Raw genomic sequence first — 18176 nt, 5'->3', positions numbered from 1 at the left:
CCCCGATGGAGCATCGCTCACCGCAAACAACGAGCGCCGCAGTGGCCAGCCTCGACGAGCTGGCGCCGATGGCAGACTACTCGCTGATGGACAATCTGAACTGCGATCCCGATGCAGATCCAGGCGGCGATGACCACATGCCGAGGCAGGTCTTCAGGGGGCATTATGTACCAGTCACACCAACTCCAATAAAAGCCCCTGAATACGTGGCTCACAGCGAAGGTCTGTTCAGCGAATTGGGCTTTGCTAGCAGTCTGGCCCAGTCCGCTGACTTTATCCGGATGTTCTCCGGAGACCTCGCACATGTTCCGGAGCCGATGCGCAAGGTCGGATGGGCGTGTGGCTATGCGCTGTCCATCTACGGCACCGAATTCACCCAGCAGTGCCCGTTTCAGACCGGCAATGGTTATGGCGATGGTCGTGCAATCTCGGTACTTGAAGGTGTTTTCAACGGTCAGCGCTGGGAAATGCAGTTAAAGGGTGGCGGCCGGACACCCTACTGCCGCGGTGCTGACGGCCGGGCTGTTCTCAGATCCAGTGTTCGCGAGTTTCTTGCGCAGGAGCATATGCACGCGCTGGGCGTGCCTACCTCCCGCTCCCTGAGCCTGTACGTATCGAAAACCGAAAAGGTGATGCGGCCCTGGTATTCGGAGGGTTCCCGCATGGCGGACCCGGACCAGATGATTGCAGAGCCTGTCGCGATTTCCACCCGGGTTGCACCCTCTTTCATTCGGGTAGGCCAGCTCGAACTTTTCGGCCGTCGCGCCCGGAAACAGGAACATCCCGAAGCGATGGAGGAGCTCGAGCAGCTGGTGCTTCACCTCATTGATCGGGAATACACTGATGTCATTGATCAGTCACTCGATACTCCTACAAAAGTGGTAATGCTCGCGCGCGAGTTTCGCGGCCGTCTTGCCTCCCTGGTTGCGAACTGGATTCGTGTCGGATACTGCCAGGGCAACTTTAACAGTGACAACTGCGCCGCTGGCGGCTTCACACTGGATTATGGGCCCTTCGGGTTCTGTGAGTTGTTTGATCCCCATTACCAGCCATGGACTGGTGGAGGCCACCACTTCTCCTTCCTGAACCAGCCCGGGGCCGCCGAACAAAACTTCAGGATGTTCTGTCGGGCCTTGCAGCCGTTATTGCACGCCCATCAGAACGACCTGGCGCAACTCCAGGAGGTTGAGAGAGGTTTCCCGGAGGTGATGAAGACGGAGCTGGAAAAGATGTGGGCAGCGAAGCTAGGGCTTGATGCCTTTGACGCCGGGCTCTTCAGAGAGCTTATAACGCTGATGGCACAAACGCCCGTGGATTACACCCTCTTTTTCCGGGAGCTGTCGTCGATACCTGACGACATTGAGCCGCTCAAAAAGAGCTTCTACAGGTCGCCTGATGAGTCAGGCGCCGCCGAGTCGGCAGCACTGTTCAAGCGCTGGTTCCAATGGCTCACTGAGTGGAGATCGCGTATCGGGCTCGCCACCGATGGCGCAAATGGCAACGAATCCCGCTCGCGCGAGGAGCTTACCCGGGAGATGAAACTCGTCAATCCAAAATACACCATGCGAGAGTGGTTGGTGGTACCTGCCTATCAGCAGGCAGCCCAAGGCAACTACCTGCCACTTCGCGCGCTGCAGGACGTATTGACACAACCATACGCCGAGCAATCAGAGGCGGTCGAGGCGCAATACTACAGGTTGAAGCCGTCAGAGCTGTTTGATCTCGGCGGGGTTTCCCATTACAGCTGTTCGTCGTAACCAGCCTATCGGGAACAGGATTCGCCGTAGCGCAATTGCAAATCGATGCCTGAATTCTAAAACAGGTTGACCCTCTGCCCGTAGCCACCCACAATACTGTACATATAAACAGTATTGTGGGTGGCTGGTGTTGCCAGGTACCTGAACGGGGAGGATGGTCATGGCAGGGCAACGCCCGGTTTCTTTTATCACGGTAAGGCGCCAGTTCGAGTTCCGCAGCATAGAAGTGGGTCGCTGGGTTACGCCCCAGGAGCGTGACAGGGCTGCGGTCCGGTTTTACCAGGCGCTGTGTGATCTCATGACGATTCTCCGCAGCCCGGAAACTCTGATTTCCCTGCGCGGTACCCTGGGGCTGCAGTACGGCATCGGCGGGCAGTTGGGTGTTTCGGCCCACTACATTCCTGCCACCAGACAACTGGCGCTGGCCAAGAACGCCGGGGCCGGTAGCCTTGCCCATGAGTGGTTTCACGCGTTTGATCATTACATGGGCAACAAAGCGTTCCGGAAACTGGCAAAACACGGCTTTGCCTCCAACGGCTGGCTGAGCAGCGCAAGCCAGAAAGAGCACCCGCTGAATGAGCGACTGGGTGCCTGCTTTCAGGCCATCCTCCTGAACGAAGACGGCACTGCACCCAGCCCGCTGTTTCGCGCATCCCAGAAAGCAGATACAAGGCTGAACGTACTTTATTACGCCCGGCCTGAAGAACTCTGCGCCCGGGCCTTTGAAGCCTTTGTAGAGGACTGTCAGCCTCGGAACAGCTTCCTGGTGCGGGGAACCGTGTATTCCGACGAGGCAAAAGCCGGGCTGTACCCGGAAGGTGCCCAACGCCAGCGAATTAACGAAGCTTTCCAGCGCTATTTTGAATCACTGGGCGCCGCGCTGTTTCGGGAACAGGCCAAAGCCGGCTAAACTTGCCCACGTTTTCGTAATGATCCGGGGAAGGTTGCATGCCAAAGTTTTTACACACGGCAGACTGGCAGATGGGGCGGGCGTTCAGCCGCTTCGAAACAGAAGACGGCGCCGCTCTGGTCGAAGCACGCTTCGAGGCCATTGAAAAGCTCGCACGCCTGGCCAACGGGCACCAGTGTGATGCGGTGCTGGTGGCAGGGGATGTCTTTGATGCCCAGACCGTTTCCGACCGGACCATTCGCCGCGTGTTCAACGCCACCAGAGCGTTCACTGGCCCCTGGGTAATGCTGCCGGGCAACCACGATGCCGCGTTGGCGGAAAGCGTGTGGACCAGAGCGAAACGCCTTGGTGCAGTGCCGGACAATGTCCATCTCGCTCTGGAGCCGGGCGTTATCAACCTGAAGGCCCAGGGTCTGGCGATCCTCTGCGCCCCTCTGACGCAACGCAACACCTACAGTGACCTCACCGAAGCCTTCACCACCTTCGATATCCCGGAAGGCCTGGCCCGGGTTGGCCTGGCCCATGGCAGCGTGCAGGGTCTGCTGCCCGACGAGATAGACTCCGCCAACCCCATATTGCCGAACCGTGCAGAAATCGCCCGTCTGGACTACCTCGCCCTTGGCGACTGGCACGGCATGAAACAGATTGATGAGCGCACCTGGTACAGCGGCACGCCTGAACCGGAACGGTTCCGTAACAACGAAGCCGGTTATGCCCTGATGGTGAATATACCCGGGCAGGGGCAGACACCGGACGTAACCACCGTGGAGACCGCCCGCTACCGATGGCACCAGTGGCGGGAAACTCTGACCGTTGAATCGGACCTGGACCAGCTTCTGGACAGGCTACAGGCCTTGCCCGAGCCCTCCGTGATTGATCTTCGCCTGGAAGGCTCCGTCACCTTGGCTGGCGAGGAAAAACTGATCAATGCATTGTCCGTAGCCGAGGCCAGGTTCCGCAGCATCCAGTGCGATCGCAGCGGCCTACAGCTCGAGCCCACTGATGATGATATTGCCGCGCTCAGGGCAGACGGATACGTAGGGGAAGTGATCGAACATCTCAGAGCCCGTCAGCAGGATGATGATGCCGAAGCTGCACGGGATGCACTGGCCATCCTGGCTGGCCTACTGAAAGACCGGAAACAGGAGGTCAGCGAATGAAACTCCGTCGCCTACAGGTGGAGCAGCTTCGACAATTCCGGCAGCCGTTTGTGCTGGACGACCTGCAGCCGGGGCTCAACCTGATCCACGGCCCCAACGAATCCGGCAAGAGCACATTGGTGCGGGCGATTCGCGCCGTCTTTTTCGAACGTTATCGCACCAGTTCCGTTGACGACCTACGCCCCTGGGGCGATTCTGCCGCCGCCCCCACCATCACGCTGGATTTTGAAACCCAGCAGAAAAACTGGCACCTGGTAAAAAGCTTTCTCCAGCGCAAACGCTGCGACCTCAAGATTGATTCCGACAGCTACAGCGAAGACGAAGCCGAGGAAAAACTGGCGGAACTCCTGGGTTTTCAGTTCTCCGCCAAAGGCGTGAGCAAGCCCGAGCACTGGGGCGTACCGGGATTGTTATGGGTTGAACAGGGTACTGGCCAGAACATCGAACAGGCGGTGGAGCACGCCGGTGACCACCTCAAATCTGCCCTCAATTCTCTGGTAGGGGAAGTGGCCAGTACCGGTGGCGACGAGCTGGTCGAACAGGTCAAAACTCGCTGGAGTGAACTTTTCACACCCACCGGCAAGCCCCGTGGTGACTACCAGAAACTGGAAAAAGAGCGGGAAGTATACCAGCAGGAAATCGACGAACTGCGGGCCCGCGTCCAGAAATACCAGGAGCAGGTAGACCGTCTTGGCAAGCTGACCCAGGATTACGAGCGCACCCAGCACGAACGCCCCTGGGAAGAGGCAGAGCGGCAGCTTGAGCAGGCCAAGGAACGCTACCATCAGGTAGAAAAGCTGGAGCAACAGCAGACCCAGGAAAAAGAAATCCTCAACCACCTGCAGAGCAGACATCAACTGCTGCGGCAGAACCAGGAACAGCTGGAAAGCCTGAACAGAAAACTGGATGTCCGCAAAGCGGAACTGGATAAAGCCCAGCGGGAGCTGGATCAGGCCGAGGCGCGCAGCCCGTCCATCACGAACAGTGTTCAGGAAGCAAAGGCCGCCTATGATGTGGCTACCAGGCAGGTCCACCAGGCCCGCCTTCACGAAACCCGTGCCCGGCTTGAGCGGGAGAGTCATCGCCTGGAACAGCAGAACCAGACGCTGACGCGGAACCTTGAAAAATCCCGTCAGTACCAGAAGGAACTCGAACAGGCCAGGGAACAGGCCCGGCAGAACCAGATTGATGCCCAGGCAGTAAAAGCCCTGAAAGAGACAGAGCATCAGCTGAAAGAAGAAACCATCCGTTCGCAGACCATCGCAACCCGATTGACCTGGCAGTTGGAGCCGAACGCCAGCCTGGCACTGAACGACGAACCCCTGGAGGGGCAGGGCGAGAAACAGCTGCTCGAGGAAACCAGCCTGGTAGTACCGGGTGTCGGCACCCTGGGAATCACGCCCGGTGGCGAAGACCTGGCCAGCACCCGGCGCAAGCTCTCCACGCTTGAGCAGAGCCTGGGTCAACAGATGAAAACCCTGGGCGTGGATTCCGCCCAGCAGGCAGAGCATCGTCTGACAGCCTGCGATGCCGCAGAGCGGACGCTGCAACATACTCGTGAACTGCTCAAGTCGGTTGCGCCGGTGGGAATGGAGCAGCTGCTGGCGGACCAGAAAGAAACCCAATCCCAACTACAGAACGCAAAAACCGAACTGCAGAACAGCCCGGCCCCGGAGGCAGACCAGCAGGGCCAGGCAATCGATGTGGCATCAGCAGAAGCTGGTCGCACCAATGCTGAAACGCGGCTGGCAGAAGCGGAAACCGAGGAACGGAAGCACCAGACCGAGCTCCTGACCCGCCGCCAGGCCCGTGACAATGCCAGAACCGAGTGGCAGCAGCTGCAGGATGAAGTGCAGAATCCGGAGCGGCTGAAACAGCTAAAGAGTCTTTCAACAGAGCTGGCTGAAATTGAAAAAAAACGGCGGCGGCTGGAGGCCAGCCTGCAAGCCCGTGAGCAGGAAATAAAGCAGGCCCATCCGGCTATCCTGAAGCAGGACATCGAACGCTACCAGCGCAGTATCAGCAACCTACGCCAGACCCAGGAAGAGCGGCAACGGGAGCTCAGAGATATACAGGTAAGGCTGGAAGCCTGGGGTGCCGAAGGCCTGGAGGAGCAACTCAACGATAAAGTCGCCGACCTTGAACAGTGCAACCGCCGCTACCAGGAACTGGATCGCCGCGCCCGGGCGCTGGACCTGCTGCTTACCCTGCTGGCTGAAAAACGGCAGGCCTTGACCCGCCGCCTGCAGGCACCCCTGCAGAAACATCTGGACCACTACCTGTCACTATTGTTCCCACAAGCCACCCTGGAAGTGGACGAACACCTCCGCCCGGGCACGTTCACCCGGGGAACCGAACTGGGGCAGATCGCCGAGCTGAGCTTCGGCGCCCGCGAACAGATGGGCCTGATCAGCCGCCTCGCCTATGCCGATCTGCTACGCGAAGCCGGCAGACCCACCCTGGTAATACTGGACGACACCCTCGTGCACAGCGACACAGACCGCCTGGAAGATATGAAACGCATCCTGTTCGACGCGGCCAACCGCCACCAGATACTGCTGTTTACCTGCCATCCTGAAAAGTGGAGTGACCTGGGCGTGGTGCCGAGGGACATTCTGGCGATGAAAGAGCGGGGGTCTGCTAACCTGGTGTAGAAAATAAATATGGGTTTGCAAATTCGCAATGAACCAGTGCTGCCCATTTTGTGCCGTTACCGGTCCTTCGACCGCAGCCGCGAAAGCTTCTCCCGGGACTGAGACTTCAATCTCCGGAACCCCTTCCTTGTTCTATCAAGCCCTGAACCCAGCCCATTAAGCGTGGACTTACCATAACGGGATACCTGCTCCACGCCGGCTTTGGCGGACTCTGAGAGCGTCGTGGTGATGGAATTGATATCTTCAAATATGGCTTTCACCTTTTCAGCCGCTTCTTCTTCGCGCTTATCCACATAGCCGTCTGCTTCCGCTATGCCATTCAGGAAGGTGACGATCTCTCTCGACATAGACCGATAATTGCAATCCGGGTTGGCTTTCTTGAAGCGGGCCAATTGTTCGGTGATTTCTTCTATGGAATGCTGATCGGACTGTTCTTCGATCAGCTTCAGGCCTTGTTGAACGAAAAGCGGGTCGTACCCCCAGTCGTCGACAAAATAGCGCGTGATGAAGTCACGCTCTTGCTGGACGAGCTCGCCATCAATTTCGGCAAGTTTTACCCCCAGGGTTGCGATCATGTCGAAGAGCCCGGTGGCCAGAACATCCATCGGCGTATTGATGTAGTCGGGGATCTGTTTGACTCGGTCAGAGGAGCCTCTTACTAACCGCTTGCCGATGATCAGGCTCAGTCCTGCGCCGGCTACCCCTGCGGCTATGGCCCAACCCACCGGGGTGACGGCAGTTCCGATGCCCAGCGCGCCGAGAAATCCTGAAGGTGCGAAAAAGGTGGATGCGACCACGGATGATTTTGCGAAGATGAACCCGGTGGCCGCTCCGTTCGCGGCGTCGACGCTATCCAGGAGGTATTTCTTCAGGCGCAGAGAGGCGTAGGCCTGGTCACCAATGTCGAGTTTCAGCTTGAACCGTAAGGGGTCGCGCACAACAGTTTCGACATCTCGCATCCCGTCGCTGGGTTCGAATTGAGCCATGTTCCTTGTTCCTTAACGCAAAAAGGCAGATCCGGGATTATGATCTGCCTTTTTTCGTTCGGATGTCTACTGCCTCTTACACGTTTTAATCCCGATCAGCGAATAAGCAGGGCAGTTACCCATCAACGCTGTTGCCAGCGGAATGATACCAATCCAGCCCCAGGCCGTCTGTGGCCCTACGAATACCAGTGCCAGTACCACAACGCCAACGATTGCCCGTATGGTGCGGTCTGCAGTTCCCATGTTTTTGGTCATTTCCCGTTCTCCAATGGTGTTTTGCGGTAATGACTTGATCCTAATCCACCGGCATGCGCCACTTCAGTGATAAAGTCACATTCGACTTCCAAATGCCGCCAACTGGATCAGGTTTCATGGCCCGCCACAGTATTCTCGACCGTCTGAACGACACCCTCCGCAAGGAAACCCTTGAAAAAGCCCGGGTGATGCAGTTTCCGCCCGGGCAGATTCTGTTCAGCGCCGGCCAGCACTGCCACGGGCTTCCGTTGGTCATCGGGGGCAGGGTCAAGGTGCAGATGACGGGTGTCTCCGGCCATAGCATTGTGCTCTATCGAATGGAGGCGGATGACATCTGTACGCTTTCCATCGGCTGTCTGATGACCGGGCGAGCCTACCGTGCCGAGGCAGTGGTAGAGGAGGGTGCAGAGGCTTTGATGATTCCCCGTGGGGTATTCGACCGGCTGATGGACCAGTCTGCCGGTTTCCGGCTGGGAATTATGGAGTCCTACGGCCGCCGGCTGGATGACCTGATGCTGCTGGTGGAAGAGGTTGCTTTTCGTCGTATGGATAAACGGCTTGAAGAGTGGCTGCTGAGCCGCGCTGCCCGCGGGCCGGTGGTTATTACCCACCAGGCGTTGGCTGTTGAGCTGGGGACCGCGCGGGAGGTGGTAAGTCGCCTGCTGAAAGAGCTCGAAAGGCGCGATATGGTCAAGCTGTCCAGGGGGAGGATTGAAGTGACTGGCCTGCTTCGCTGAGCTACCCCCTCTACCTTTAAACTTGAGTCTTGAGTTTCTCTCCTTTTTTCCTGTTGTTTTCCTGTCCGGGCAAAAAATTGCCCCCACCTCAGTACCTTTCGCTGTTCAGTTACGGTTGCGTGTCGAAAAATTGACGATTTTTTAATTGGCATGATGACACTCTTCACATCGATACTCGCCCGCGTTTTATACAATTTCACAACCTTGACGATATATTGGTGTATAAAAATATGAAACGCGTCATTAAAGTGTCGAAGGCATGGATCGCCGCGTTTGCCATGGGATTGGTTCTTACAGGCTGTGTAGAGGGTATTTCGGGCACCTCCGACAGTTCCAGCACGAGTTATGCCGAGCCCCAGCAGTTTTCCGAGCGTTCTGCCTCGCTGAGCTGGAATGCACCCGCCACCCGCGCGAACGGGGACGGCATCAAGATGGGAGAGTTGTCCGGTTACGTGATCAGCTACGGTCAGAGCCCGGATGAGCTTTCCGAGGTTATCCGCATTGATGATGCCAATACCATGGACTACATCATCAACAATCTGGATTACGGCACCTGGTACTTTACGATCCAGGCGGAAGATGTCGATGGTCTCGTCAGCGCCCCTTCAGAGCAGGTCAGTAAAACGATCTGATCGGGTGGGTTACCGGCAGTTTCAGGGTGAAGGCAGACCCTTCCCCCAGGCGGGAATCGACGTGGATCTCGCCACGATGTTTTTCCACCACCACGTTAACAAAGGAAAGCCCCAGACCAGTGCCGTGGTTGCCGGAAAGCTCGCTGCTTTTCTGGCGCCGGTAACGGTCAAACAGATGGGGGAGTTCTTCTGGAGCGATACCTTCACCCTCATCACTGACGGTCAGGCACGCCTGATGGCCGGCCTGGAAGACCTGTATAGTGATGATGGATTGCGGTGGGCTGTACTGCACCGCGTTGGTCAGCAGATTGATCACTGCCCGTTCCAGTAACTCAGCGTTACCCTTTAACCACAAGTCTTCTGTTCCCTGCAGTATCAACTGGATACCTTTCTCCGCTGCCTGTTCGCTGACGCTGTCCCGGGCGTTTTCCACAATGGCCAGGAACTCGCATTCGTAGAAGCGGGTTTCAGTGAGCTGTTCGGCCCTGGCCAGTTGCACGAACTCCTCCGCCAGGTGATAGCTGCGCCGGGCCAGTTTGCCGAGCTGCTCCAGTTGTTCGGGTTCTACCTGGCCGCGGTTTCTTTTTAGCTGTTCAATCAGCGCCAACTGGGACACCAGCGGGGAGCGAACGTCGTGGGAGATGAAGTCGATGGCCTCCCGGTGCTGGCGTTGTTGCTCCCGCAGTTCAGAGATATCCGAAATGTTGGCGATGATGCCGCTCTGGTCGCTGTCTGGCAGGGAGAACGGTGCAAAGTGGATCAGAAAGTCCTTGTTGTGAATGCGCAGGTCCACGGTGCGGCTCTGGGCCAGGGTCAGCGTTTCGGATACGGTTTCGTGCCAGGGCGGCGCTTCCCGCGGGTCATGACCTTCCAGAAGTCGGGCCAGGGGGAGGCCGTTCAGGCTCGGCATGGGTTCGCGGAACCATTCTTCAATATGGCCGTTGGCAAAGCGGATCACGCCCAGCTCGTCGGTAACGATAATGCCGTCGGGCATACGCTCGAAGCTGCGCCGTATAAACTTCTGCATCTGGCTCATGCGCTCTGTCGCAAGCCGTACGCGTTCGATGCGGGCTGAGATGTTTTCCCTTGGGCCTGGGCGGCTGGCTTGAGTGCTACTCGCCGTCAACGGCAGGCGGCGGAGGTATCGCTGGGTAGCCTCGCGGCCCAGATCGTTGGACAGCTTAAGGCCCAGTTTATAGGTGAGGCCGCCTCGGGCCAGGCTGATCCAGCTCTGATTATCGATATGAACCCACTCGCCGGGCTTGTCCAGGGGCGGAATCTCGGATTCGGTGAGCCCGGAGGCGGTAATAACGTCATCACCCTCGGCCAGCAACCAGCCTTCAGGCTGAAACAGAGCCTGGAAGTGACTGAGTAGCTGAGGCGGATGGCGGCGTGAGGGCTCCTGGAGGGTCATGGTAGGCCCTCTGGCCAGTTCGTCCAGTTGCCGGTTGAGAAAACGATTGGTCATGGCGAGCCGAAGCGCACTGGATACCGGAAGTGCCAGCAGTGGAACAATGATGGAGTGGGATACCGGCAGCCATAACCGCCCGTAAAACAGCAGCAACGCGTGCACGATAGCCAGTACGCCCACCCATGCCAGGCACAGCAGAATACTTCTTGCCGGCCTCATGCGGGGCAGGGCGAGGGCCAGAACAATGATGGTGAAAAGGGCAAGGCCGATGGCGGTGGCCCTAGGCACTTTTGATATCAGCTCATCCCCAACCAGTGCCGAGTAGTTGTTGGCATGGAACTCCACACCAGACATGGGTTGGCGAAGTCCGGAGAACGGAGTGGGCAGGATGTCACCAAAGCCTGGGGCCGTGGCGCCCACGAACACGGTTTTGCCCTGGAAGGCTTCCCGCGACGGAGGGCTTTGCAGTATCTCCGTGTAGGACCAGGTAGGCAGTGTGCCGGCCCCTCCGGCCAATGGTACGGCTCTGTAGTGTTGCCTTACGTTGGTGTAAGGCGCGATTTCGCCGGGTTCTTTAACTGGCAGCGTTTTTTCGGAGGCAGCCAGGGCCAGGCTGGGCCATAGCTGGTCCCCCAGCCCATTCAGCAGATAAACACCCCGCGCCAGGCCATCTTCGTCCAGCTCCACGTGGGCATGCCCGAGTGCCGACGCAGCGTCCGCCAGTTCCGGCACGGGTAGCTGCTCGCTGATCAGGTAATTGCGGGAGGGCGGCGACAGGTGAAGTGGCAGAATCACGTCGCCATGGTTGCGCATGGCTACTGCCAGTTCAGGGTCGTCCAGAGACGGTTCCGGAAACAGAATATCGAAAACGATGGTTTTCGCGCCGGCCTGATGAAGTTTTTCGATAAGCCGGGCGTGGGTGCTGCGCGGCCAGGGCCAGCGGCCAAGGCGATCCATGCTCTGTTCGTCGATGGCGACTAAGACTATGTCGTCAGAGGCCTCTGCAGGATTGGCGGTAATCAGGGCATCGTAAAGCCAGTAATCCAGCCTTTGGGGAATGGATGTGGCCTGCAGTAACAACAGGATGATCAAAAGTGGCAGGCCGAGTGTCCACGGGGTCGTTTTTATTGGAAACCAGTTCCGGGTCATGAGGCCTGCTGTCGGATATCAAGGTGTACTGGATTACTCCAGGAACAATTCCCTCCCTGGTCCCCAACGGCTTTCAAGGGGGCCATCAGAAAGAGCTTTCAGGCGCACAAAATACCGTCTTCCGGGAATCAGGCGCAAGGCCGCCGTGGTATCCGAAAGGGTAGCCTCTTTAATAATGTTGTTGAAACGGGGCTCTTCGGACAGCTGCAGACGATACTCCGCCGCCGTATCCACCTTCTGCCAGAACACCCGAACCTGGCTGTCCACATAGTTAACGCTGATGATGCGTACCGGTGGCAGAGTGCCGTTAACCACCAGGGCGCGGGCTTCGCTGGTGGCTACGGAATTGCCTCCGGCTTCGGTCACCACGCGCCAGTAATACTGCCCCGGCGAAAGTGGGCGGGACGGCAGTGCGCTCTGGTCTGGCGCCCATTCGCTGGTGGCCACCAGGTTGCCAAACTCGTCGTCTGCTGCGATCTCTACTCGCGCCACTTCGTTCTCGCCATGAACCTGCCAGCGGAATTCCGGCATGTCGTCATTCACTGTAGCACCGGCCTCTGGCTGTTCCAGGGTGGCCGTTCGCGCCTGCAAGTCCACCTCTACATTCAGGATGCCGGGCATGCCTGCGATGCCGCGGCTGTCCAGCGATGCCAGGTGAATGTCGTAGTTGCCATTGTCCAGCAGATCAATATTGAAACTGTCCCCGGTTACCCGGCGGCTGTCCATCCAGCGGCCGGACTCCGCATCAAAAATGTCCACCCGGTGTGCACTGGCTCCATTGGGTTGCCAGCTAAGCTGCGCTGGCAATTGTTTCAGCTGCGGCGGAAGCGGATTGACCGCTGGTGCAGGCGGCAGTTGGCGAATGCTCATGCCACCCACGCCAACGGTTGAGACGCTGGCACTGTACCCGGCGGGAATGCGGCGGGTTTTTCCGGGCGGGCCAAAAGACACTTCGCCTTCGGTAACCCGCAGATCGGTCTTGCCGGGCGCGGTCCTCAGGGTAAACATGGTGCCCCTGACAGCAGCAACCGCAGACGGTGTTTCGATTTCGAAGCGGGAGCCGCCTTCAATCACCGGTTTTACCTGGGTTTCGATTTCACCTCGGTCGAGGCGCAGTCTGGTGTCCACCATGCCGGATTTGCCGTACTGGGTCAGCCTGTTGAATGCCAGGCGGGAGTTCGGGGAGATGCGTACAACCGAGCCGTCTGCCAGTTCCACAGTGGCGGTACCGGAGTGGGACAGTATTTCATCGCCCACCCGCACCAGCATGTCGCTGGCCAGCGGGCGCTTGCTGCTGTCGCTGCCGGAAATAAGTTGTACCTGGCCAGCCACAGAGCGAACGCGCGCCGGGTCAGGCTGACGCTGGAGCCAGGCCAGGGGGATGCGCAGGCTGTCGCCACTGCCCACCGTGGCAGGATTGTCGATGCCGTTATGCTGCAGCAGCCGGTTCGCAGGTACGTTTCGTGCGAGCAGGATCTCCGCAATTTCGTCAAAACTTTCGCCCGGCCGAACGGTATATACCCACTCCGGAATGGGAGCGGATTCAGCCAATGAGTTGCCCGGCTGGGAACCACGGGTAACGGACAGCTCAGCATGGGCAGGAAGTGCGAGCCAAAGGCTGCCCAGCAGCAGAACAACGTGAGCCAGCGTGCGGGTGGAGCGTTGTATCATTTCAGGCCTGTTCCGTAGCGACTGCGTGTGCATCCGGGCCGGTGGCCTTCATGGCTTCGAGGCGATAGCCCCGCTGATAGATGGTCTTGATCCGGAACCCGTTCTCAGGGTTGAGGCCAAGCCTGCGCCGCAGACGGCTCATATGGGTGTCCACGGTTCGGGTGTTGATGTCCCGGGCCAGCCCCCACACGCGCTCCAGCAGCATTTCCCGGGTCAGCAGGCGGCCCTGGTTCTGGAACAGGAACAGGGTCAGGTCGAAATCTTTGTCGGTCAGGGTCAGCACGTCACCGTGAAGCGATATGGTCCGCAGCTGGGTATTGATCTCAAACGGGCCGTAGACCAGCACTTCTTTCTCGTTGTCCGGGTTGGTACGGCGAGCCAGGGCGTTAATACGTGCCACCAGTTCCGCTTCCCGGGCCGGTTTGCAGAGGTAGTCATCGGCACCGGCGTCCAGTGCCCGTACGATGTCGGTTTCGCTGTCGCGCTGGGTCAGGAATACCACCGGTATCTGCCAGTTAAGCTGGGCTCGTACGTGCTCCAGCACTTCAATGCCGGTCATGTCGGGGATCTGCCAGTCCATAATCAGCAAGTCATAGCTACGGTGAAGTACCGCGCTCAGAAACGACTGGCCGGATGGGAAGCTGTCACAGTGGTGCCCGCGCTCAGAAAGAATGGACTGGATGTGCTGTGCCTGTTCGTGTTCGTCTTCAAGCAAAGCGATACGCATTACACGTCTCCCGACATAAAAAAGCACTGTAAAGTCCAGGCCCCGGCTGCAAGCGGGGAAAAATTGTTGAATACCACTTCACATTATTACAAATCCGCAATCCGGCTTCAGTGTCGTTATGTAGTGTTGCGTAAACGGAGCGCAGGCTGGCCGTTGTCGTCATCAACTGTTTGTCGGCAGCCCGGGAAATTACTGCAGCCCCAGAACCAGCCATTTTTGCCTTTTCGGCGAACCAGTGGGGAAAAACAGTGAGGGCAGGGCACCGGTTTGTCGCTGGTGCCGTCCTCCGGTACCCGGTCTTCAATCTGCCGGGTGCCTTTGCAGTCCGGAAAGCGCACGCAGGCATGGAAGGCACCGAACTTGCCTTCCCGCTGGCGCATGGGGGCACGGCACTTGGGGCAATGGGGCTGCCCATCGGCTTGCGGGGTATTTTTTGCCTCCGGGCTCGGGGCGTTGATGAAGCCGCGGAGCTGCTCCTTGAGGTCTTCGATGAACTGTTTCGGGTTTCCCTCGCCCCGGCGGATGCTCTCCAGAGTGGCTTCCCAGATAGCCGTCATATCCGGCTTGCTGATGGACTCCGGCAAGGAGGCAATCAGGGCCTTGCCCTTGGGGGTGGAACGGATGTGGCGTTTGTCCCGGTACAGATAGTCGCGGCGGAACAGGGTATCGATGATGGCTGCGCGGGTTGCTTCGGTGCCCAGGCCATCCGTTTCCCGCAGGGTTTTGCGTAGCTCCGGGTCGCTGACAAAGCGGGCGATGTTGGTCATCGCCGCCAATAGGGTGGCATCGGTGAAATACTGTGGGGGCTGGGTTTTGCGCTCAGCGATTTCGACGGAATCACACAGTATCGGGTCGCCCTTTTCCAGGCGGGGAAGCGGTGGTTTGGCGGCTTCCTGCCGGGCTTCCCGTTGGCGGATTTCCAACTCTTTCCAGCCCGGCTGCAGCACCGCGGTTTCGGTAGCCCTGAAGGCGTGCTCGCCAATCGTGATGGCCAGCTTGCCTTCCCGGTGAATAGCGTCGGCGCTGAACTGCATCAGGTAATAACGGCTGACCAGCTCATAGATTTTCTGTTCCGCTTCGCTCAGCCTGCCCGATGGCGCCTGCCGCGCGGTCGGGATAATGGCGTGGTGGGCATCCACCTTCTTGTCATTCCAGGCCTCGGTGCGGCGGTTCAGGTCCGCCGCTTCGCAGGCTGGCGCCAGTTGGCCGGCCACTTTTCCAATGGCCTGAAGCACCTTCTGGCGCTGGTCAAAGTGCCCTTCTGGCAGGTAACGGCAATCCGATCGGGGATAGGTGATTAACTGGTGGCGTTCATACAGGTTCTGGGCGGTATCCAGGACATCCTTGGCACCCATGCGGAACAGTCGTCCTGCCTCAATCTGCAGGGCAGAAAGGGAGAGCGGTAACGGTGGGGCTTCATTCCTGTCCCGGAAACGTGATTCGGTAACCTTTCCCGGGCGCCCCTCAATGTCGTTGGCTATCTGTCTGGCCACCTTGCCGTCCACCAGACGGTCTTCTTCGTCCAGGTATTCCCTGTAGGCTTCAGCAGGCTGCCATCGTGCACCAAAACTCTGCTGGTCGGCCTCTTCGTCTACCCCATGGCAGTGTGCCTGAATCCGGAAGAAGGGTTTGGGCTGGAAATTCTCAATGGTGTTGTCACGCGCCACCACCAGCCCCAGCACCGGTGTTTGTACCCGCCCTACGGAATAGACGCCCTGTTCCCCCTGCTGTTGATAAGAGAGGGTGTAGAAGCGCGTGAGGTTGATGCCGTACAGCCAGTCGGCGCGCTGGCGTGCCAGTGCGGAATGGGACAGGCGGCGGAATTCATGGTTGTCTTTCGGTGCATCGATGGCCTTTGCCACGGCCGCCGGGGTCAGGTCGTTGATGAGGATCCGTTGCACCGGGCAGGTGGCGCCCACATAGCGGATCACTTCGTCCACCAGTAATTGGCCTTCCCGGTCCGGGTCGCCGGCGTGAATGATGGTGTCTGCCTTGCGGACCAATGACTCCAGCACTTTCAGTTGCTGGCGCACAGTGTCTTTGGGCGTTACCTCCCAGCGCCCGGGAAACAGGGGCAGGTCCTCCTGGCGCCATTTCTTCCAGCGTGGGTCGTATTGGGCAGGTTCCGCCGGCTCCAGCAGGTGGCCGATGCACCAGCTGACGGTGCAGGCGCTGCTTCCCTCGCCACAACGAATCCAGCCCGTACCCTTCTGATGGGGGGCAGGAAGAGCCGCGGCGATAGCCCGGCCCAGGCTTGGTTTTTCAGCAATATAAAGGCGCATAAGTCGGAAGCAATTTTCGGGTGGGGAGGGAAGATGGCGCTTTGCCCCGATCCTGTCAAGGTAACACAGCGCTACGTGTAGTAGACTGTTCCGTAACACATTCAATCAGGAGCAGGCCTGTTTATGTCTTTACAACAAGCCATTGAGCAAAAGCTCACCAACGCGTTTGACAGCCACCACCTCATGGTTGAAAACGAGAGCCATAAACATAACGTGCCACCCAATTCTGAAACCCACTTCAAGGTGACTCTGGTGGCCCCGGAGTTTGAGGGGCAGGGTAAAGTGAAGCGGCATCAGTCCATCTATCGCGTGCTGGCGGATGAAATGGCCGGTGGCGTTCACGCTCTGGCGCTTCACGTATACTCGCCGAAGGAGTGGGAGGCGACCGGTCAGGCAGCACCCGAGTCCCCCAACTGCATGGGCGGCTCGAAGAAGGATCCCGCATTTGTATCCGGGGGTGACCAATGAGCCAGTTTTTCCAGATTCATCCCGTAACGCCCCAGAAACGTCTCATCAACCAGGCGGTTGATATCCTGCGGCGGGGTGGCGTGATTGTGTACCCCACGGATTCGGCCTACGCCATCGGCTGTCAGTTGGATGACAAGCAGGCAGCAGACCGTATCAAGCGGATCCGCAAATTGGACGACAAGCACAATTTCACCCTCATGTGCCGGGATCTTTCGGATATTGGTGTATTCGCGAAAGTCGACAACACCCACTTCCGTTTGCTCAAGACCTTTACCCCGGGGCCCTACACCTTCATTCTGGATGCCACCAGTGAGGTGCCACGGCGCCTGTTACATCCCAAGCGCAAGACCATTGGCATGAGGGTGCCGGACAACGCCATCGTCCAGGCGCTGCTGGAAGCGCTTGGTGAGCCCATCATGAGCAGCACGTTGATACTGCCGGGCGAAGAGGATCCGATGACCGATCCGGAAGAGATTCGGGAGGCCCTGGAGCACGAACTGGATCTGATCATCGACGGCGGTTTTTGTGGGCTTGAGGCAACCACCGTGGTCAACATGACTGGCGCGGCGCCGGAAGTGACTCGCGTTGGTAAAGGTGATCCTGAGCCTTTCCGGATTTAACCGGTTCAGGCCCGGGTATTCAGGCTCAGGGCGAATTCCTTGCGGTCGGTATAGCCAGCCGTCTGGTCGGTATTGATGGTACGGCGCATGCTGTCATAGCGGTGCGCCAGATCCTGCAGGCCGTTGAACTGCTGGTTTTCGCTCACCAGGGTATCCAGCAGTGAATTGTTCACGCCATATGCCTTGTTCAGCTTCAGGGCGTTGTCGACAAAGTGCAGGGTCGGCTCGCTGGCACTGAGGCGGCTGAACGCTTCCCGGAAGGGCTTGCTGTTGTTCAGGTCCTGCTCGATCTGGTTCCGGGCCTGTTCCGGTATGCCGCCACCCAGGCTGATGGTGCCTCCCTCGTTCTTTGACACCTCCACACTTGTGGCCGGGTTGAGTTTGTACTCGGCAAGTTTGTGCCGCAACGTTTCCCGCATGTAGGCAAGGTCCTGCCCGACGGTTTGTTTGTATTCCGCCATCGACAATTTGGTGGCCTTGGGGCGGCCGGTCTCGAAACCTGCCCGCTCAGACATGGTGAAACGGTCATCAGTCGCAGACGCCGGAGCCTCAGGCACTGCAGGCTTAGCCGGAGTGTTGCCCGGTGCCACCGGTGAGCGCTTTTCCATGGCTTGCTGGAACTGGGTACTGGCTTTGATCAGCGATGTAAGCAGCGACATGGCTCTTTTGCCCTCCCATGGTCACTGAGGAAATTTTGACAGTTGTCTTGTCTTTGGCAGGAATAAGCACAAAACGGGCCACCAACCAAAAGGGCACC

General features: G+C 58.6%; 15 protein-coding genes. 8 read left to right on the top strand and 7 right to left on the bottom strand.

The window, feature by feature from the left end; all coding sequences use genetic code 11:
* Window positions 1–5: 5 nt before the first annotated feature.
* The 4 genes from FO268_RS13860 (at window position 6) to FO268_RS13845 (ending at window position 6481) form a co-directional block, all read left to right on the top strand.
* Complete coding sequence (locus FO268_RS13860) at window positions 6–1757, top strand: protein adenylyltransferase SelO (RefSeq protein ID WP_150993926.1); 1752 nt, start codon at window positions 6–8, stop codon at window positions 1755–1757.
* A gap of 160 nt (window positions 1758–1917) precedes the next feature.
* On the top strand, window positions 1918–2667 hold the full coding sequence (locus tag FO268_RS13855) for a CLCA_X family protein (RefSeq protein ID WP_150993925.1): 750 nt from the start codon (window positions 1918–1920) through the stop codon (window positions 2665–2667).
* 38 nt (window positions 2668–2705) lie between these two features.
* Entirely contained in the window at window positions 2706–3827 is a 1122-nt protein-coding gene (locus FO268_RS13850; protein WP_150993924.1) for a metallophosphoesterase family protein, read from the top strand.
* Complete coding sequence (locus FO268_RS13845; RefSeq protein ID WP_150993923.1) at window positions 3824–6481, top strand: AAA family ATPase; 2658 nt, start codon at window positions 3824–3826, stop codon at window positions 6479–6481. The genes FO268_RS13850 and FO268_RS13845 overlap by 4 nt, the downstream gene beginning before the upstream one ends.
* 56 nt (window positions 6482–6537) lie before the next feature.
* Here FO268_RS13845 and FO268_RS13840 read toward each other — a convergent pair whose 3' ends face one another.
* Together FO268_RS13840 and FO268_RS13835 are read right to left on the bottom strand one after the other, a co-directional pair.
* A complete protein-coding gene (locus tag FO268_RS13840) occupies window positions 6538–7467 on the bottom strand; it encodes a TerB family tellurite resistance protein (protein ID WP_150993922.1) in 930 nt (309 codons plus the stop codon).
* A 66-nt stretch (window positions 7468–7533) separates the two neighbouring features.
* On the bottom strand, window positions 7534–7722 hold the full coding sequence (locus FO268_RS13835) for a YgaP family membrane protein (protein ID WP_150993921.1): 189 nt from the start codon (window positions 7720–7722) through the stop codon (window positions 7534–7536).
* Between the two features lie 116 nt (window positions 7723–7838).
* On the opposite strand from FO268_RS13835, the gene FO268_RS13830 reads away from it, so the two are divergent.
* Both FO268_RS13830 and FO268_RS23010 read left to right on the top strand, forming a co-directional pair.
* Window positions 7839–8459: a Crp/Fnr family transcriptional regulator gene (locus FO268_RS13830; protein ID WP_150993920.1), complete on the top strand. Its 621-nt coding sequence runs from the start codon at window positions 7839–7841 to the stop codon at window positions 8457–8459.
* Window positions 8460–8689: 230 nt separating this feature from the next.
* On the top strand, window positions 8690–9091 hold the full coding sequence (locus FO268_RS23010; protein WP_225316710.1) for a fibronectin type III domain-containing protein: 402 nt from the start codon (window positions 8690–8692) through the stop codon (window positions 9089–9091).
* Here FO268_RS23010 and FO268_RS13820 read toward each other — a convergent pair.
* The 4 genes from FO268_RS13820 to FO268_RS13805 form a co-directional block, all read right to left on the bottom strand.
* A complete protein-coding gene (locus FO268_RS13820) occupies window positions 9075–11651 on the bottom strand; it encodes a CHASE2 domain-containing protein (protein WP_150993919.1) in 2577 nt (858 codons plus the stop codon). The genes FO268_RS23010 and FO268_RS13820 overlap by 17 nt on opposite strands.
* 33 nt (window positions 11652–11684) lie before the next feature.
* Complete coding sequence (locus FO268_RS13815; RefSeq protein WP_150993918.1) at window positions 11685–13322, bottom strand: FecR domain-containing protein; 1638 nt, start codon at window positions 13320–13322, stop codon at window positions 11685–11687.
* A 1-nt stretch (window position 13323) separates the two neighbouring features.
* Window positions 13324–14049, bottom strand: coding sequence for a response regulator transcription factor (locus FO268_RS13810; protein WP_150993917.1), 726 nt, complete (start codon window positions 14047–14049; stop codon window positions 13324–13326).
* Between the two features lie 116 nt (window positions 14050–14165).
* Window positions 14166–16331 carry a DNA topoisomerase III gene (locus tag FO268_RS13805; protein WP_150993916.1) on the bottom strand — a complete coding sequence of 722 codons (2166 nt, stop codon included), beginning with the start codon at window positions 16329–16331 and terminating at the stop codon, window positions 14166–14168.
* Between the two features lie 123 nt (window positions 16332–16454).
* On the opposite strand from FO268_RS13805, the gene FO268_RS13800 reads away from it, so the two are divergent.
* Together FO268_RS13800 and FO268_RS13795 are read left to right on the top strand one after the other, a co-directional pair.
* A complete protein-coding gene (locus FO268_RS13800; RefSeq protein ID WP_150993915.1) occupies window positions 16455–16799 on the top strand; it encodes a BolA family protein in 345 nt (114 codons plus the stop codon).
* Window positions 16796–17419: an L-threonylcarbamoyladenylate synthase gene (locus FO268_RS13795; protein WP_150993914.1), complete on the top strand. Its 624-nt coding sequence runs from the start codon at window positions 16796–16798 to the stop codon at window positions 17417–17419. The genes FO268_RS13800 and FO268_RS13795 overlap by 4 nt, the downstream gene beginning before the upstream one ends.
* 5 nt (window positions 17420–17424) lie before the next feature.
* Here the strand turns inward: FO268_RS13795 and FO268_RS13790 are convergent, their stop codons facing one another.
* Complete coding sequence (locus tag FO268_RS13790; RefSeq protein WP_150993913.1) at window positions 17425–18078, bottom strand: hypothetical protein; 654 nt, start codon at window positions 18076–18078, stop codon at window positions 17425–17427.
* Between the last annotated feature and the right edge of the window lie 98 nt (window positions 18079–18176).

This window comes from Marinobacter denitrificans (genome assembly GCF_008795955.1).
GTDB lineage: Bacteria > Pseudomonadota > Gammaproteobacteria > Pseudomonadales > Oleiphilaceae > Marinobacter > Marinobacter denitrificans.
The sequence above is the reverse complement of the archived record's forward strand: the minus strand, read 5'-3'. Positions and strand labels throughout refer to the sequence as shown.

Coding starts and splice junctions, on each gene's coding strand:
- FO268_RS13860 (WP_150993926.1), top strand. CDS start 6: ATGGAGCATCGCTCACCGCAAACAACGAGCGCCGCAGTGGCCAGCCTC.
- FO268_RS13855 (WP_150993925.1), top strand. CDS start 1,918: ATGGCAGGGCAACGCCCGGTTTCTTTTATCACGGTAAGGCGCCAGTTC.
- FO268_RS13850 (WP_150993924.1), top strand. CDS start 2,706: ATGCCAAAGTTTTTACACACGGCAGACTGGCAGATGGGGCGGGCGTTC.
- FO268_RS13845 (WP_150993923.1), top strand. CDS start 3,824: ATGAAACTCCGTCGCCTACAGGTGGAGCAGCTTCGACAATTCCGGCAG.
- FO268_RS13840 (WP_150993922.1), bottom strand. CDS start 7,467: ATGGCTCAATTCGAACCCAGCGACGGGATGCGAGATGTCGAAACTGTT.
- FO268_RS13835 (WP_150993921.1), bottom strand. CDS start 7,722: ATGACCAAAAACATGGGAACTGCAGACCGCACCATACGGGCAATCGTT.
- FO268_RS13830 (WP_150993920.1), top strand. CDS start 7,839: ATGGCCCGCCACAGTATTCTCGACCGTCTGAACGACACCCTCCGCAAG.
- FO268_RS23010 (WP_225316710.1), top strand. CDS start 8,690: ATGAAACGCGTCATTAAAGTGTCGAAGGCATGGATCGCCGCGTTTGCC.
- FO268_RS13820 (WP_150993919.1), bottom strand. CDS start 11,651: ATGACCCGGAACTGGTTTCCAATAAAAACGACCCCGTGGACACTCGGC.
- FO268_RS13815 (WP_150993918.1), bottom strand. CDS start 13,322: ATGATACAACGCTCCACCCGCACGCTGGCTCACGTTGTTCTGCTGCTG.
- FO268_RS13810 (WP_150993917.1), bottom strand. CDS start 14,049: ATGCGTATCGCTTTGCTTGAAGACGAACACGAACAGGCACAGCACATC.
- FO268_RS13805 (WP_150993916.1), bottom strand. CDS start 16,331: ATGCGCCTTTATATTGCTGAAAAACCAAGCCTGGGCCGGGCTATCGCC.
- FO268_RS13800 (WP_150993915.1), top strand. CDS start 16,455: ATGTCTTTACAACAAGCCATTGAGCAAAAGCTCACCAACGCGTTTGAC.
- FO268_RS13795 (WP_150993914.1), top strand. CDS start 16,796: ATGAGCCAGTTTTTCCAGATTCATCCCGTAACGCCCCAGAAACGTCTC.
- FO268_RS13790 (WP_150993913.1), bottom strand. CDS start 18,078: ATGTCGCTGCTTACATCGCTGATCAAAGCCAGTACCCAGTTCCAGCAA.